This window comes from Pseudomonas sp. WPR_5_2, from assembly GCF_003634475.1.
Classification (GTDB): Bacteria; Pseudomonadota; Gammaproteobacteria; order Pseudomonadales; family Pseudomonadaceae; genus Aquipseudomonas; species Aquipseudomonas izuensis.
On sequence record NZ_RBLA01000001.1, the window covers coordinates 1,142,909 to 1,159,425 of the forward strand.

The 16,517-nt window shown below is 62.8% G+C and carries 11 protein-coding genes; all 11 read right to left on the bottom strand.

Annotation, left to right across the window (positions count from 1 at the left end; all coding sequences use genetic code 11):
* Window positions 1–5 precede the first annotated feature (5 nt).
* The 11 genes from BJ917_RS05125 to BJ917_RS05180 all read right to left on the bottom strand — a co-directional run bounded on the left by BJ917_RS05125 (window position 6) and on the right by BJ917_RS05180 (window position 16,474).
* On the bottom strand, window positions 6–1,199 hold the full coding sequence (locus BJ917_RS05125; protein WP_121102379.1) for an acyl-CoA dehydrogenase family protein: 1,194 nt from the start codon (window positions 1,197–1,199) through the stop codon (window positions 6–8).
* Window positions 1,200–1,355: 156 nt separating this feature from the next.
* Complete coding sequence (locus tag BJ917_RS05130) at window positions 1,356–2,441, bottom strand: Zn-dependent alcohol dehydrogenase (RefSeq protein WP_121102381.1); 1,086 nt, start codon at window positions 2,439–2,441, stop codon at window positions 1,356–1,358.
* A gap of 28 nt (window positions 2,442–2,469) precedes the next feature.
* Window positions 2,470–3,900, bottom strand: coding sequence for a coniferyl aldehyde dehydrogenase (locus BJ917_RS05135; protein WP_256658502.1), 1,431 nt, complete (start codon window positions 3,898–3,900; stop codon window positions 2,470–2,472).
* A gap of 42 nt (window positions 3,901–3,942) precedes the next feature.
* Window positions 3,943–5,736 carry a LuxR C-terminal-related transcriptional regulator gene (locus tag BJ917_RS32515; protein WP_301943427.1) on the bottom strand — a complete coding sequence of 598 codons (1,794 nt, stop codon included), beginning with the start codon at window positions 5,734–5,736 and terminating at the stop codon, window positions 3,943–3,945.
* A 629-nt stretch (window positions 5,737–6,365) separates the two neighbouring features.
* On the bottom strand, window positions 6,366–7,733 hold the full coding sequence (locus tag BJ917_RS05145; protein ID WP_121102386.1) for a DUF1329 domain-containing protein: 1,368 nt from the start codon (window positions 7,731–7,733) through the stop codon (window positions 6,366–6,368).
* A 27-nt stretch (window positions 7,734–7,760) separates the two neighbouring features.
* Window positions 7,761–9,593 (bottom strand): DUF1302 domain-containing protein, encoded by a 1,833-nt coding sequence (locus BJ917_RS05150; protein ID WP_121102388.1) that lies wholly within the window; start codon window positions 9,591–9,593, stop codon window positions 7,761–7,763.
* A 313-nt stretch (window positions 9,594–9,906) separates the two neighbouring features.
* On the bottom strand, window positions 9,907–11,109 hold the full coding sequence (locus BJ917_RS05160) for a lipid-transfer protein (protein ID WP_096510520.1): 1,203 nt from the start codon (window positions 11,107–11,109) through the stop codon (window positions 9,907–9,909).
* Between the two features lie 31 nt (window positions 11,110–11,140).
* A complete protein-coding gene (locus BJ917_RS05165) occupies window positions 11,141–12,280 on the bottom strand; it encodes an acyl-CoA dehydrogenase family protein (RefSeq protein ID WP_121102390.1) in 1,140 nt (379 codons plus the stop codon).
* A 245-nt stretch (window positions 12,281–12,525) separates the two neighbouring features.
* Window positions 12,526–14,049 (bottom strand): long-chain-fatty-acid--CoA ligase, encoded by a 1,524-nt coding sequence (locus BJ917_RS05170; RefSeq protein WP_121102392.1) that lies wholly within the window; start codon window positions 14,047–14,049, stop codon window positions 12,526–12,528.
* Between the two features lie 4 nt (window positions 14,050–14,053).
* Window positions 14,054–15,643: a long-chain fatty acid--CoA ligase gene (locus BJ917_RS05175; RefSeq protein ID WP_256658503.1), complete on the bottom strand. Its 1,590-nt coding sequence runs from the start codon at window positions 15,641–15,643 to the stop codon at window positions 14,054–14,056.
* Between the two features lie 27 nt (window positions 15,644–15,670).
* The gene (locus BJ917_RS05180; protein ID WP_096510516.1) at window positions 15,671–16,474 is read right to left on the bottom strand and encodes an enoyl-CoA hydratase/isomerase family protein; all 804 of its coding nucleotides are present in this window, start codon (window positions 16,472–16,474) and stop codon (window positions 15,671–15,673) included.
* Window positions 16,475–16,517 lie beyond the last annotated feature (43 nt).

Sequence of the window (16,517 nt, forward strand, 5' to 3'; positions counted from 1 at the left end):
GCCCCTTACAGTTCGAGAATCATTTTGGCGATGATGTTCTTCTGGATCTCGTTGGCCCCGCCATAAATCGAGGCCTTGCGCGCATCCAGGTACTGATAGGTGGCCGCACTGCTGTAGTCGGTGTACAGCAACGGTTCACTGCCGTAGCCCAGTTCGTCTTCAATGAACGGCATGGCATAGGGGCCCACGGCCTTGCTGATCAGGTAAGTGATTGCCTGCCGGATCTCGGTGCCCCTGATCTTCAGGAACGAACTTTCCGCTCCCGGCACACCGCCGTCGCTGACCGCCGCCAGGGTACGCAGGTTGCTCATTTCGGCCGCCATCAACTGCATCTCGACCTCGGCAATCTGTGTGCGGAACAGGGGGTCTTCAATCAGGGGCCGACCGTCGCGCACTTGCTGGCTGGCGATGCGTTTCAGACGGCTGAGCAATGCCTTGTTCTGGGCAATCCCGCCGATGCTGGTGCGCTCATGGGTCAGCAAGTATTTGGCACAGGTCCAGCCTTCGTTTTCCTGGCCGACCAGGTTGGCCACCGGTACCCGCACGTTGTCGAAGAACACTTCGTTGACTTCATGCTCGCCGTCCAAAGTGATGATCGGCCGCACGGTGATACCCGGCGTTTTCATGTCGATCAGCAGAAAGGAAATGCCCCGCTGCTGCCGCGCCTCGGGGTCGGTACGCACCAGGCAGAACATCCAGTCGGCAAAGTGCGCCAGGGTGGTCCAGGTCTTCTGACCGTTGACCACGTAGTGATCGCCATCGCGCACGGCACGGGTCTTCAGGGAAGACAGGTCGGAGCCCGCGCCCGGTTCGGAGTAGCCCTGGCACCACCAGTCTTCGCTGGTGAGAATGCGTGGTAGAAAACGCGCCTTCTGCGCGGAGGTACCAAACTTGATGATCACCGGGGCGACCATTTTCAACCCGAAGGACGAGACTTTCGGCGCGCCGACCGCAAAGCACTCTTCGTCGAAAATATGCTTTTGCACGTCGCTCCAGCCAGTGCCGCCGAACTCCACCGGCCAGCCCGGCGCCAGCCAGCCCTGGCGGTTGAGCGTGCGCATCCATTGCACCTGATGTTCTTTGCTCAGGCGTTTGCCCTGGGAAATGCGCTCGGCGAATTCGGCCGGCAGGTTGTCGCGCAGGTAAGCTCGAACGTCCTCGCGAAAGGCGAGTTCGTCCGCTGTGAAATCAATATCCATCAATCAACTCCGAAAACACTGGGTCTCGCACTCATTCAAATACGGCGAGAAAACCTGTGGGAGCGAGCCTGCTCGCGAAGGCGGTGTAACAGTCGACATCGATGCTGAATGTCAGGGCCTCTTCGCGAGCAGGCTCGCTTCCACAGGGGAATTGTTTCAGTCGTTAAAGACGATCACCGAGCGCGCCAGCTCACCACGACGCAGTTCATCGAATGCCTCGTTGATCTGATCCAGACGGATGCGCTGGGAAATCATTTCATCGAGCTTGAGCTTGCCCGCCATATAGAAATCAACGAGGCGCGGCATGTCGACCGGGAAGCGGTTGGAGCCCATCAACGAGCCCTGAATGCGCCGCTCGTGCAGGAGCTGCAACGGGTCCAGTTCGATTTTCAGACCAGGCTTGAGCATGCCGATCACGGTGGCGGTGCCGCCGCGGGCCAACATGGCGAATGCCTGTTCGGCGGTCTGCTTGAGGCCGATGCATTCGAACGAGTGATGCACACCGCCACGGGTCAGCTCCATCACTTGCTTGGCGGCGTCGCCGTCGCGACCGTTGATCAGGTCGGTGGCACCGAACTGCCGGGCCAGTTCCAGCTTGGAATCGAGCATGTCGATGGCGATGATCCGCCCTGCCCCGGCCAGTTCCGCACCGTTGATGGCAGCCAGGCCAATGCCGCCGCAGCCGATCACGGCCACGGTCTCGCCGGGACGCACCTTGGCGGTGTTGAACACCGCGCCGGTGCCGGTGGTGACGGCGCAACCGAGCAAGGCGGCGCGGTCCAGCGGCATGTCGCGGCGGATCGCCACGCAGGCGTTTTCGTGCACCAGCATCTGCTCGGCAAAACCGGACAGATTGACGAACTGCGGCATCGGCTTTTGCACGTAGGTCAGGCGTGGTTCTTCATCCTTGTCACGCTTGGTTTCCGGCGACACGCAACGGGCCAGATGACCGGTCACGCAGTGTTCGCAATGGCCGCAGAACACGGTCAGGCAGGTGACTACGTGATCGCCGGGCTTGACCGAACGCACCTCGGAACCGACCTGCTCGACCACGCCGGCCGCTTCGTGGCCCAGCACCAACGGGCCGGGAAACGGGAACGAACCGTCGATGACATGCAGGTCCGAATGGCAGACACCCACCGCCTTGGTGCGGATCAACACCTCACGCGGGCCCGGTTTGCTGATGCCCACTTCTTCAATGACCAGCGGGGCTCCAACCTGGTGGAATACGGCAGCTTTCATGGCAATTCTCTCAAGTATGAAATGGGGTTCAGGCCGGGTTTGGCGCGGTGCGAAGGACAGCTTTGGCATGGCTGAAGGTGCGGAAACCATCGATGCCGTGGTACGCCCCCATGCCGCTTTGGCCGACGCCGCCGAACGGCAGGCCCTCGGTACTGGCATGGCTCAGCACACCGTTGAGGGTCACGCCACCGGAGCAGGTGCGGGTCAGCACTTGCGCTTCCTCGGCGGCATCGTTGCCGAAGTAATAGAGCGCCAACGGACGTGGGCGCGCGTTAATGAACGCGATAACTTCGTTCAGGGTGTCATAGGGCTTGATCGGCAGCAGCGGACCGAAGATCTCGTCCTGCATCACCTGCAAATCGTTGCCGGGATCACGCAGCAGCGTCGGCACGATCTTGTTGCGCGCCCCCTCGCCGAAATCCTCACCCGCCGCGTTGAGTTCGATCAGCTCGACACCGGCCTCGCGTGCTTCACTCAGGTAGCCTTGCAGGCGTTCGAAATGACGGGCATTGATGATGGAGGTGTACTCGGGATTGTCCTTGAGCATCGGGAAGAACCTGGCAACCACCGCTTTGGCGACAGCGATGAACGCCTCTACCGATTCCTGTGGTACGAACACATAATCCGGCGCCACGCACAGTTGACCCGCGTTGAGCAGTTTGCCGATGACGGTCTTGGCCACCGCGTCCTTGAAGTCTGCCGTGCGCGAGATAATTGTTGGCGACTTGCCGCCCAGCTCCAGGGTGACCGGCACCAGGTTTTCCGCCGCGGCACGCAACACGTGCTTGCCAATGCTGGTGGCACCGGTGAACAGCAAATGGTCGAACGGCTGGCCGCAGAACGCCTGGCCGACCTGTGCACCACCCAGCACCACCGCCACTTCCTCTTCGGCATACACCGAGCGGATCAACCGCGCGATCAGGGCCGAGGTGTGCGGGGTGAACTCCGACGGTTTGATCATCACCCGGTTGCCGGCGGCCAAGGCACCGGCCAGGCCACCGAACACCATGTAGCCGGGGACGTTCCAGGCCGTGACGATGCCCACCACACCCAGCGGCTGGTATTGCACCCAGGCTTCACCGGCTTTGGCATGACGCTTTTCCGGACGCATCCATTCGGCCAGTTCGGCCTTGGTCTGATGGAGCGTCGCGAGCGGCGACAGCACTTCACTGCCCCTGGAGAAGCTTGGGCTGCGATGGCCGAAATCGGCCGTCAGGGCGTCGATGATCGCCTGCTCGTGGCTGACCAGCAAACCGATTGCCCGGTCGAGCAATTCGCAACGCTGCTCGAGGGTCCAGGGTTCACTGGCCAGGAAGGCGGACCTCTGCTTTTCCAGGACCGTGCGGATTTCACAGCTCGTCGAATGCTCGATGGCGCTCATCACTACCTCTCTTGTTTTGGTCGGGACGCGGCCGTGATTGCACAGCACGGCGTCGGGGCTGGCTGCATGGTTGACCATCGCCGGCACCACGCCGCCACCCGGATCAGGTGGTGGGCGCTTTCAGGCCAGGATGCCCATGGCCTTGGCGCTATTGATCGCTTGGGTGCGACGGCATGCGCCGAGCTTGACGTTGATGTTCTTGGCGTGGGTCTTGACGGTATTGACCGAGATGAACAGGCGATGACCGACTTCACGCACCGACATGCCTTCGGCCAGCAGCTTGAGCACCGACATCTCGCGGGGCGTCAAGTCGTCCTGATAGTCCGGTACGCCCGTGATGCGCGTCATTGCGGGCTTTTCGGAGTCACGGGGCTGTTCGCGGGCCAGGTTCCGGGCTTTTTGCAGGGCAATCGGCCCCTGGTAACACGCGCCGTCAATCTTGCCCCAGTGCATGCGCCGTTCGGCTTCGTACAGCAGCAGCTGGGCTTTTTCCGCCTCACGGTTTTGGGAGGCTATCTCGGACAGCAACAGATAGGCATCGAGCACGAAGGGGGCGCAGGCATCGCGAACCTGCAACAGCCCTGCCCGCAAGACGTGCTCGGCCTCACTGGCATGCCCTTGTTGCACCAGCAATTCACCCTGCAGGAACATCAACCGACCGAGCAATGGATAAGGCGCGGTCCTGCTGCCCGTCAGTTGCGCAAGCTCAGTACGCAGCAAGGATTGCGCCAGGCCGGTTTGCCCCTGCAGCGCCATCAATCGCACCCTGTCCGCATTGACCAGCACTTCCGCTTCACGACTGCCCCGGCGCCGGGCAAGCTCCAGCGAATGCTCCAGCAACACCTGGGCCTCGGTCAGTTCGCCGGTTTTCATGGCGATACGCGCCAATGTGCAATGACACAACAACACCGAAAGCCAATCCGCCCCCGTGAGATAACGAAGGGCTGCATGGCAATGCTGACGCGCCTGTTCGACGTTACCGCGCAGGGCGTGCAAGGTGCCGGACAACGCTTGCCAGTTCGCCAACAGGCGTTGATGGCGCTGTGGATCGGGCAGCGGCAGAAAATGCCCCAGGCGTTGCAGGCACTCGTCGGCCTCCTTCAGCCGACCACTGAACAACAAGGCCTTGGCGCACAGGTAGATCAGGCGCGGGCTGCTGTGCAGCAGTTGCGGTTCAATGCGCTCGCGCCAGCCCATGAGTTTGCTCAGATGGCGTTCGCCGAGTATCCAGCTGAGCCATAAGCGCTCCATGTAGTTCGCGGCGACTTCCGGCTGATCGGCGCACAGGGCTTGCTCGACGGCGTCGTCGACGTGTCCCGATACGCTGAGCCACTGACAGGCCCGCAGCCGCAAGCGGTTCAATGGCGCACCGCTCAATTGCCCTTGCAGGACCCGGGCCACGGCCGGCAACAACCGGAACCAGCCCGGTTGTTGGTCGACGGGGACCAGAAACGCCTGGCATGCCAACAGACTGTCGAACACCCGGCCGGCCTGCCGGCCCTCCCAGAGTCGTTCACAGAAATCTGCGTTGGCCTTGGGCAAATGCGCCAGGCCCAACAGCACCTCGCGCTGGTCAACGCTCAAGCGCGACAAGAGTTCACGTCCGAGGTATTGGTCGAGCAACGACGATGGCCCCGGCAATAACAAACGAACACCCGCACACCATCCACCCGTGACCTGCCAGAGCCGTTCCCGGGCAGTGGCATCGGTCTGGGGCGATAACCCATCGATCAGCGATTCGAATTCATCCGCTCGCAAAGCCAACTGCCTGGCGTCCAGCTCAAGCAGCTGGCCGTCGAGCATCAGGCGCGGCAGGTTCCAGTCGGGGCGCTGGCGGCAGCTCACCCGTATTTGCAGGTGGGGGTTTTGAAGAGACAGGAGTTGATCGAACCAGTGGTTCAGGTCAGCGGGCATATGGGCGGGGAGATCGTCAAAAACAAGGTGAAGCTTTGAATCCTCATCGCCAGGACTGGCCTCTTCGCGAGCAGGCTCGCTCCCACAGTTGACCGCATTCCCCTGTGGGAGCGAGCCTGCTCGCGATAGCGCCAAGTCAGACACCCCATCTTTAGAGTCGAGAAATGCCAACAGCCGGTCAGACGACACTCCAAGCTCACCCGCCAGCATCGTGGTCAAACTGCCCAATGTTTGCGGCTGTCCATCCAACCCCACCCAAACCACCCGCCCCGGCGCAACCTCACCTCGCAAACACTCGCGCAGCAACGCCGTTTTCCCATACCCCGCCGGCGCGCAAAGCAGTTGCAATCGATGCGGCGAGCGCTTGAGTACGTCGCACAAATGTGGCCGTGGCACAAACATGACGGACCTCACTGATGGAGAAAGGATTCCATCATTGGCCTGCACGGCTGCTTGCACGCCACCCGCATCAGGTGGTTGGCACACACAACACCCACCTGTAGGAGCGAGCCTGCTCGCGATGGTCGTTAACGATTACGCGTGCCTGCTGACTGAACGCGGCGTTCTCGAGTCCATCGCGAGCAGGCTCGCTCCTACAGTAAGGCGTTGTTTCAAGCGGGAAGGAACCCTCAGCGGATACCCGCGTTACGCAGCGCAGACGGGGTGAAGTCGGTCATCTTCGCGGTCATGCCATAGGTGGTTGCATGCTTGGACTGGTTGGTCATCGCCAGCACGTTGTAGCGACCGGCGATCAGGTCATAGATCCCGAGCATGGCGAAGTTGGGGGCACCGCGCTCGTAATCGTTCAACGCATACCCTTCCGCCACCCGCCACAGCTGTCCACGGCCGTCGTAGTGATCGACTTCCGCCAGTTGCCAGGTGTCCTCGTCGAAGTACAGGTCACGCTTGGCATAGACGTGACGCTGGCCCGGCTTGAGCGTGGCTTCGACGTGCCAGACCCGGTGCAGTTCATAACGGGTCAGATCCTGATTGATGTGCCCCGGCTTGATGATGTCGTCGTACTTCACCTTGGGCGACTGCAAACGGTAGTTGTTGTACGGGATGTACAGTTCCTTTTTGCCGATCAGCTTCCAGTCATAACGGTCCGGCGCGCCGTTCATCATGTCGGTGTTGTCGGCGGTGCGCATGCCGTCGGAGCCATTGCCCGGGCCGTCGTAGGCCACTTGCGGCGCGCGGCGCACCCGCCGTTGCCCGGCGTTGTAGACCCAGGCCAGGCGCGGTTCCTTGACCTGGTCGATGGTCTCGTGAATCAGGATCACACTGCCGGCCATGCGCGAAGGCGCGGTGATTTCCTGCTTGTAGTAGTACAGGACGTTGTCGCCTTCCCCACCCTCGACGCCTTCCATCAATTGCGGGAACGCCAGTTTGTCGTCGTACTCGACGATGGAATACGAACCGTTGGTCTGCGGTGCGGCCTGGGCGGCCTGGCGCTCCATGTTGCCGCCACGATAACGGTTGGTGTGGTTCCAGTAGACCTCGACACCGTTTTTCGGAATCGGGAACGGGTAGTAGCGGGTTTGCGAGAAGTTCAGCAAGCCATTGCCATCGGCGGTCAGCTCGGTGGTCACCGCGCTCTTTTTGGCGATGTCATAGATGTTCTGTGGCGACGCCGCCGTGCGCTGGGTCTTGTACACCGGGATCTTGTAGCTGTCCGGATAGCGCTTGAACATCGCCAGTTGGCCCGGGGTCAGCTTGTCCTTGTACTGCTCGGCGTTGGCGGCGGTGATGATCACCTGCGGCTTTTCACCGGCGAACGGATCACCCAGGAAACCGTTGTCCAGCGCCGCCGCACCCGGCTTCAAGCCTCCGGTCCAGGCCGGGATGCTGCCGTTGGCATTGCCGGCTTTTTCTGCACCCAAAGGCGTCAAGGTGCTGCCCAGTTGGGCCGCTTCCTGGGGGGTGACGGCGGCCAGGACGCTGGTGGCCAGTAACGACAGGGTCAATGCGCCGGCACGTAGCATGGATGTTGTTTTCATTGTTCGGGCTCCTCGGCCAATGGTGCGTCAGAAATTCACGCCGAAGCTGAGCGCGACGTAGTCGCGGTCGACGTTGGTGTTGAAATCGCCACCGAAGTAGTTGGTGTAACTCAGGCTGGCGGTGTAGGTGTTCAGGTAGTCGGCATCCAGCCCGAGGCTGACGGCTTTGGAGCCTTCATCGAAGTTCGGGCCATAACCTTCCACGTCGTGGGACCAGGCCAGGTTGGGCGACAGGTTGATGCCGGCGATCACGTTCGGGTAATCGAGCTTGCCGCGCAGGCGATAGCCCCAGCTGTTGCTGGTGTAGAAGCCGTTGTCGTTGCACTCTTGGGCCGGGTTGCTGGCCGATGGCGTGCCCACGGCACTGCCGGCGCAGGTGGCCGGACCCGCCGCGCCTTGCAGCTGGCCGGAACCGAAGGCCGGGCTGCGACCGAAGCGCAGGTCAGAGCCGTCGGCCTTGCCCAGGCCGCTGATGTGGTTGTAGCCGACCTCGCCGACGACGGTCAGGCGGTTGGCGCCGAGCACCTGATCGAAGAACTGGGTCGCGGTCACTTGCGCCTGGGTCACCGGCATGCGCTTGTAGCCGTTGACCTCGGCACCGAGGTTGCGCCCGGCGAAACCGGTGGTGATCAGCGGCGAAGTGGCGCCGAAGGTGGCGGCCGACAACAGGTCGGCAGTGTTCAGTTGCAGCGGCATGTTCGGCCGGTAGCTGACTTCGCCCCCCAGCGAGACGCCCTCGACGTTGGTCTGGAAGCTCAGGCCGTAGAGGCGGATGTCTTCCGGGTAGTCGATGAAGTAACGCACGCTGCGCGCCGAGGTCACGCCACCGGCCGCACTGGTCATCTGGTTGACGCTCAGGAACGGGCTGCGGCTGTGGTAGTTCATGGCGTAGGCGCCGAACTCGGTGTCGTTGGCCTCCGGCACGTACCAGCGCAAGGCCAGACCGTACTGGCCGCTGTCGCGGGCGTCGTTGTCTTTCAGGCGTGGAATGAAGGCATCGTCAGTCCCCGCCGCAATGGCCGCTGCGCCGCCGGTGTTACGTGCCACACCCGGTGGCAGGTCGAGGCCGGCCACCACCAGACGGTCATCACAACCTTGCGGCACGCCGTCGCTGCCGAAGAAGGTGCCGCAGTTGTCGACCACCGACTTGTCCCACTCCAGCTGATAAAACGCTTCGGCGGTGATGTTGTCGGCCAGGCCCTGGGACACGTAGAGCAGGTTGACCGGGATCAGGCCTTCTTTCACTTCCGCACCGGGCCGGCGCAAGGCCGCGACGTCGACCGGGTTGATGCTGTTGATCGAGTTGCCGATGAAGGTACTCTCGCCCCAGCTCACCACCTGCTTGCCGAGCCGCACATTGCCGACCTGATCGCCGATCGAGTAGTTGTGGTAGACGAAACTGTCGAGGAACATCGCCCCGGACGATTTGGCCGCGCGGTCACGACCGCTGTCATCGATGTCGTAGAACGGCCGGTGTTCGTCCATCAACTCGAAGTCATACCAGTACTTGCCGCGCACGAAGGCGCCGCTGTCGCCGTATTTGAGCTCCAGGTCGTGCACGCCCTTGAAGATCTTCGAGAAGGTTTCGCCCTTCTTGAAGTTCAGGCGGTTGTCGTCGGTGGTCCGCGAGGCGGATTCGCCACCGGTCACACCCTGGGAGTTGAAGTTGGAGATGAACTGCTTGTCCGGGTCAGCCGTCGACCAGCTGGCGCCAACCGACAACGATGAATCGAACGTCCCTTGAATCTCCCCGATATTGAAATCAACCGCGTGAGCCTGTTGGCTCGCGCAAGTGGCAATCGTCACAGCTACGGTCAGCAGACTCGGCTGGAAGACTCCGCGCATTGTTGTTTTTGTCATGCGGTTTCTCCGGTTAAGGATGGCGTGGTGAGAGCCCATGCTAGCGAGGCTCCGGTAAGGTCCTCACACCCGAACGGGTGATTTGGATGAAGCGTTTTCGTCTGGTTTTTCAATGGCGTAACGGCCCGGTTCGGGATGCGCCCGGCGGGCGTTACGCTCGGTGACACGGGTCGCGCAAATGGCCCTCCCTCACCCCTTGTTGGAGCCCCCTGTGGGAGCGAGCCTGCTCGCGAATGCGGTGTGTCATTCAGCAAAAATGTCGACTTGCACGGCCCCTTCGCGAGCAGGCTCGCTCCCACAGTTGCTCTACCCATCACAGGCCGCCTGTTTTCCCATAGAGCGTCACCACGCAGGCGCCGCCCAACCCAAGGTTGTGCGCCATGGCCAGGCGTGCGCCTTCGACCTGGCGCTGCTCGGCATTGCCGCGCAATTGCCGGGTCAGCTCATAGCATTGCGCCAGACCGGTAGCGCCCAGCGGATGCCCCTTGGACAGCAGGCCACCGGACGGATTGACGACGATTTGCCCGCCATAGGTGTTGTCGCCGTCCATCACGAACTGCTCGGCACCACCCTCGGGACAAAAGCCCAGCGACTCGTAGCAGATCACTTCGTTCTGGGCGAAGCAGTCGTGGAGTTCACAGACATCGATGTCCTGCGGGCCGACGCCGGCCTTCTCGTAGACCTGCCCCACCGCCGCGTGGGTCATGTGCGTGCCGACCCAATCGAGCATCGAAGGCTGTTCGAAATTGAAGGATTCGGGGGTGTCGGTGGTCATCGCCTGGGCGACGATTTCCACGTCACGGCGCAGGCCATGTTTTTTGGCAAAACGTTCGGACACCAGGATCGCCGCCGCACCACCACAGGTCGGCGGGCAGGCCATCAGGCGCGTCATGACGCCCGGCAGGATCACCGGGTCATTCATCACGTCTTCGACGCTGAGCACCTTGCGAAACAATGCAAGCGGGTTGTTGGCGGCATGGCGGCTGGCCTTGGCCCGCACCGCGGCGAAGGTTTCCATTTTGGTGCCGTATTTGTGCATGTACTCGCGTCCGGCCCCGCCAAAGGTACGGATGGCCTGAGGCATGCCATCCATATCATCGGTGAGACCACGCAGAATCGGCAGGAAGCGCTCGCGGGTCGGCGGACGGTCATCCCAATGGGATTTCAGCGCCCCGGCCTGCATCTGCTCGAAACCGACCGCCAGCACGCAATCGGCCGATCCTGACTCGATGGCCTTGCGCGCCAGGTACAACGCGGTGGAACCGGTGGAGCAATTGTTATTGACGTTGACCACCGGGATCCCGGTCATGCCGACTTCGTAGAGCACGGTCTGGCCGCAGGTGGAGTCGCCGTAGACGTAACCGGCATACGCCTCCTGCACCAGGCGGTAGTCGATGCCCGCATCGGCCAGGGCAAGACGCACCGCCTCGGCCCCCATCTGCACATAGGTCGGGCTTTCGCTGGGCTTGCGGAACGGGATCATGCCGACGCCGGCTACCAGTACTTTTTCGCTCATGGTGTCACCTGGAAAAATGAGGGGGAAAGGATCACAACTGGCGCGCGATCAGCTCGCGCAGCACTTCGCTGGTGCCGCCAAAAATCCGCGTCACGCGCATGTCGACGAAGGCACGGGCAATCGGGTACTCGAGCATGTAGCCGTAGCCGCCGTGCAGCTGGACCATGTCGTCGATGCACTTGCACAGGGTTTCGGTGGCGAACAGCTTGGCGATCGCCGACTCCTGCACCGTGAGGCGACGACGCATGTGTTCGCCGATGTAGTGATCGATCATCAGCCGCACGGCGGTGGCCTGGGCCTTGATGTCGGCGAGCTTGAACCTGGTGTTCTGGAAGTCCCACACGGTCTGGTTGAACGCCTTGCGGTCCTTCACGTACTCGACGGTCTGCTCCAGCAGGCGTTCGAGTTTGGCGGCGCTGTACAGTGCAATCACCAGGCGCTCTTGCGGCAGCTCTTCCATCAAATGCATGAAGCCTTTGTTTTCTTCACCCAGCAGATTGCCCACCGGCACGCGCACGTTGTCGAAGAACAGTTCTGCGGTGTCGGCGGCATGCTGGCCGACTTTCTCCAGCTTGCGACCGCGACGGAAACCTTCACGGTCGCACTCGACCATGATCAGGCTGCAACCCTTGGCGCCGGCACTCGGATCGGTCTTGCATACGACCACGACCATGTCGCAGGTCAGGCCGTTGCTGATGAAGGTCTTGCTGCCGTTGATCACCCATTCGTCACCGTCACGCACGGCGCTGGTGCGGATCGCCTTGAGGTCCGAACCGGTGCCCGGCTCGGTCATCGCCACGGCCAGCACGGTTTCACCGCTGCAGATTTTCGGCAGCCACTGTTGCTTCTGCTCCTCGGTGCCCAGGCGTACGATGTACGGCGCGACGATGTCGGAATGCACACCGAGGCTCCAGCCCGAGACACCGGCGCGGTACAACTCTTCGATCAACACCGCCGAGTGCCCGAAGTCACCGCCACCGCCGCCATATTCGGCCGGCACGGTGAGGCACAACAGGTTGTGACGACCGGCCTTGAGCCAGGTTTCCCGGTCGACCTGCCCGGCCTTGTCCCACTGCGCCTGCTTGGGCAGGCATTCACGCTCGAAGAAACGCCGCGCGGTTTCACGCAGCATTTCGTGGTCTTCACGGTAGACGGTACGGTTGATATGCATCGGGATCTCCAGTGGGTTGCCAGGCCGGTGTGCGCCTGGTACGTGAGTCCAATGTATTGAGGGGGGTGGGGATACTCGCCACCCGGATCGGGTAGCGATTGGCAAGAGGAAAAATTCTGTGGGAAACATGCAGTACCCTGTGGGAGCGAGCCTGCTCGCGAAGGCCTCGGCACATCCAACACTGATGTTGCCTGACGCACCGTCTTCGCGAGCAGGCTCGCTCCCACAGGGGATTTGTGGCGGGGCTATCGGCGCAGTTCGCGCTTGAGGACTTTGCCGGCGGCCGAGAGGGGCAGTTCGTTGCGAAACTCGATGCTCTTGGGGCACTTGTAGCCCGCGATGAACTCACGGCAATACAGGCGCAACTGCTCGGCGTCGGCCTGGGCGCCGGGCTTGAGCACCACCACCGCATGCACTGCCTCGCCCCATTGCGCATGGGGGATGCCGATCACCGCCGCCTGCGCGACCGCCGGGTGGCGCACAAGAGCGTTCTCGACTTCGGCCGAATAAACATTCTCGCCACCGCTGACGATCATGTCCTTGAGGCGGTCGACGATGAACAGGTAACCCAGTTCGTCCATGTACCCGCCATCACCGGTGTACAGCCAACCGTTACGCAATGCCCGCGCGGTTTCTTCGGGTTTGTTCCAGTAGCCCTGCATGATGTTCGGCCCGCGCACGATGATCTCGCCCACCGTATTCCGGGGAACTTCCCGGCCCTGCGGGTCGACGATTTTCACGTTGACGCCCAGTCCGCCGCGCCCGACCGAGCGCGACAATCCGCTCTTGCGTGCTGCTGGCGTGTGGTTGCACGGCAGGTTGCTCGACACCACCGGGCACGCTTCGGTCAGCCCGTAGGAATGCGACAGCTCGATCTCCGGTAACCGCGCCAACACCTGCTCGACCATCTCGCCGGCGCTGGGGGAAGCGCCGTAGGTCAGGCGCTTGAGGCTGCACAGGTCATGTCGTTCGAAGTCGGGATGGGCCAGCAACGCGAAGATCATCGTCGGCACCAGCAACGTCTCGGTGACCTTTTCGCGCTCGATCACCCGCAGCACTTCACCCGCCTCGAAACCCGACACCAGCACATGGGTTTCACCGGCCATGAACTGGATCAACGCGCGCGCCATGCCGGCCACGTGGAACAGCGGAGCGACGTGCAACAACCGGCCGTCACGCAGCGGCGGCATATCGACCATGCGCGGCATGCACGCCGACCACAGGTTCCAGTGGGACTGCATGACCCCCTTGGGAAAACCGGTGGTACCGCCGGTGTACATGATGCAGGCCAGGTCTTCACCACCGCGCCCCGCATCCTCCACTGCTGCGGCTTGAGCAATCAGTTGCTCGTAGCCGAGCATGCCCGCCGGCACTTCGCCCTCGCCTGCATAGATAAACCGTGGGGCATGGCGGGCCGTCTTGCGGATGCCTTCGACCAGCGCGGCGAAGTGCTCGTCGACAATCAGGATGCCGGTAGCGCAATCGTCCAGCGAATAGACGATCTCCGGCACACTCCAGCGGATGTTCACCGGGTTGAGCACCCCGCCGCCCCACCACACGCCCATGATGTATTCCAGGTAGCGGTCCGAGTTGAGCGCCAGCATGCCGACCCGGTCACCGGCCGCCATGCCCAGCGTTTGCAGCGCTCCCGCCAGGCAGGCGACACGCTCGCCAAACTGCCGATAAGTCTGGCGACGGACACCGAAGATGGTCGCGAGGTGCTGCGGATTCTGCTGCAGCGTGCGTTGCAGGCATTGGGTCATGTACATGGCGTCAGCTCACACCCCGATCCTTGCCGGCCCAGAACGGTTCGCGCAGGTCACGCTTGAGCACCTTGCCCGCACCTGACAGTGGCAGCGCGGCCCGGAACTCGACGCTCTTCGGCGTTTTGTAGCCGGCGATGTGGCGACGGCAGTGTTCGATGATGTCTGCGGCCACCACTTCACGTTCGGGTTTGAGCACGATAACCGCGTGCACCGCTTCGCCCCACTGCTGGCAGGGAATGCCGATCACCGCACACGCGGCGACCGCCGGGTGACTGGCGATGGCGCTCTCGACCTCGCCGGAATACACGTTTTCGCCGCCGCTGACGATCATGTCCTTGAAGCGGTCGACGATGTAGAGGTAACCGTCCTCGTCCATGTAGGCGCCGTCACCGGTGTGCATCCAGCCGCCGCGCAGTGCCTGGGCGGTTTCCTCGGGCTTGTTCCAGTAACCGAGCATGATGTTCGGGCCGCGGACCAGCACTTCGCCGACGGTTCCCCGAGGGACTTCGTTGTCATTTTCGTCGACGATGCGCACGGTCACGCCAAGACCCGGACGCCCGGCCGAACGCAGGCGGCCGTTGGCAATGCCCTCGGGGCCATGGTTTTGCGGGCCGTTGGCGGTAATCGGCGGCGCCGCTTCGGTCATGCCGTAGCCCTGGGTGAACTCGGCATTGGGCAAGGCTTTGAGGGCCATTTCCAGCACGGGCACGGCAATCGGCGAGGCGCCGTAGGTCAGGCTGCGCAGGCAACTCAAGTCATGCCGGGGGAAATCTGGGTGCATGATCAATGCCTGCAACATGGTCGGCACGATCAGGATGTCGGTAATGCGTTCGCGCTCGATGGTCTGCATCACGTCCAGCGCATCGAAGGCCGGGACGAAGATGCTGGGCAGGCCGATCAGCGAGATCAGGATCACCCGCGACAGCGCCGCGAGGTGGAACATCGGTGCAATGTGCAGGGTCAGCGCATCGGCCGGTACCGGCACATCCGCCGCACGGGCCACGGCCGCCGTCCACAGGTTCATGTGCGACTGCATCACGCCTTTGGGGCGGCCGGTAGTGCCGCCGGTGTACATGATGCTGGCGAGATCGTCGCCACCCCGGAAAGCGTCATCGACCGGCATCGCCTCACGGATCAGTTGCTCGTAGGACAGCATGCCTTCGGGCGCCGGGCCATCGCCGACGTGGATCAGCAACGGTCGCACCCTGGCCGAACCGGCGATCGCTTCGGCCATGGGCAGGAAGGTGTCGTCGATCATCAGGATGCGGGTGTCGCAGTCGTCCAGCGAGTACACGATTTCCGGCACGCTCCAGCGGATGTTGACCGGGTTGACCACGCCGCCGCCCCACCAGGTGGCCAGGTAATACTCCAGGAATCGGTCGGAGTTCAGACCGAGCAGGCCGACCCGGTCGCCGGGCTGCATGCCCAGGCGCTGCAGGGCGCCGGCCAGACGGGCCACCCGCTCGGCCAGTTGGGCGTAGGTGTGGCGTCGGTCGCGATAGACGGTCGCCAGGGCATGGGGTTGTTGCTGCAGCATGCGGTGCAGCCCTTGGGTCAGGTACATGTGGCTCTCCTGTGAATTATTGTTGTCAGGCAAGGACGCGGGCGACGGCAAGGCGCGACGTCAGGCACCGGTGTATTTGGGCGAACGCTTTTCGTTGAGGGCCACGCGCCCTTCGGCGTGATCCTTGCTGTCGCGCAGCAATCCCCAGTGCAGATGGGCCTGGGTCACGAAGTCCCGGGGTGTCATGTGAGCTGTCTGCAGGGCCAGGCGCTTGATCGATTGCACTGCCAGCGGGCCGTTGGCCGCGATGCGTTCGGCCAGGTCCAGGGCTACCGGCATGAGCCGGTCCGGTGGCAGGAGGTCGATGATCAGGCCGATGCGCAAGGCTTCTTCGGCGTTGATCGGCTCGCCCGTCAGGGCCATTTTCATGGCGTGTGCCGCCGGGACGGCGCGCACCAGGTACTGCACGCCACCCGCGGCCGGAATGGTCGCGTCCCGCACCTCGGGCAAGCCGAACGTCGCGTTGGCCGTGGCGATCCGCAGATCGCATTGCAACGCCAGCTCAAGGCCGGCCCCGAGGCAGGCGCCGTTGACGGCGGCGATCACCGGCTTCCAGATTTCCAGGTCGCTGAGGTCAAACAAACGCGTATAACCGCCCTCCTCGGCTTCGGTTTCGCGACTTTTCATTGAGCCGGCGACATGACCGGCCGCCGGCAGCAATGCGTCCTTGTGGTTCGCGCCACAGCAAAACGCGCGCTCGCCCGCCCCGGTCAGCACGATGACCCGCACCTGCTCATCGTCCTGGCAGGCCGCGAGCGTCTTGCGCAGGTGCATCAGGTCGCTGACGGTCAGCGTATTGTTCGACGGTTGCGCATCAAGCGTGATGACGGCGACGTGATCGATGATCTTGAACTGAATGGCCATGGGCCGACTCCTGCGCTCCGGGATTTGGTTTTTGTTGTTCGCG

Excerpts from the sequence above, each read along its gene's own strand:
- BJ917_RS05135 (WP_256658502.1), bottom strand. The coding sequence starts at position 3,900 with ATGGTCAACCATGCAGCCAGCCCCGACGCCGTGCTGTGCAATCACGGC.
- BJ917_RS05170 (WP_121102392.1), bottom strand. The coding sequence starts at position 14,049 with ATGTACATGACCCAATGCCTGCAACGCACGCTGCAGCAGAATCCGCAG.
- BJ917_RS05130 (WP_121102381.1), bottom strand. The coding sequence starts at position 2,441 with ATGAAAGCTGCCGTATTCCACCAGGTTGGAGCCCCGCTGGTCATTGAA.
- BJ917_RS05160 (WP_096510520.1), bottom strand. The coding sequence starts at position 11,109 with ATGAGCGAAAAAGTACTGGTAGCCGGCGTCGGCATGATCCCGTTCCGC.
- BJ917_RS05180 (WP_096510516.1), bottom strand. The coding sequence starts at position 16,474 with ATGGCCATTCAGTTCAAGATCATCGATCACGTCGCCGTCATCACGCTT.
- BJ917_RS05150 (WP_121102388.1), bottom strand. The coding sequence starts at position 9,593 with ATGACAAAAACAACAATGCGCGGAGTCTTCCAGCCGAGTCTGCTGACC.
- BJ917_RS05165 (WP_121102390.1), bottom strand. The coding sequence starts at position 12,280 with ATGCATATCAACCGTACCGTCTACCGTGAAGACCACGAAATGCTGCGT.
- BJ917_RS05145 (WP_121102386.1), bottom strand. The coding sequence starts at position 7,733 with ATGAAAACAACATCCATGCTACGTGCCGGCGCATTGACCCTGTCGTTA.
- BJ917_RS32515 (WP_301943427.1), bottom strand. The coding sequence starts at position 5,736 with ATGCCCGCTGACCTGAACCACTGGTTCGATCAACTCCTGTCTCTTCAA.
- BJ917_RS05125 (WP_121102379.1), bottom strand. The coding sequence starts at position 1,199 with ATGGATATTGATTTCACAGCGGACGAACTCGCCTTTCGCGAGGACGTT.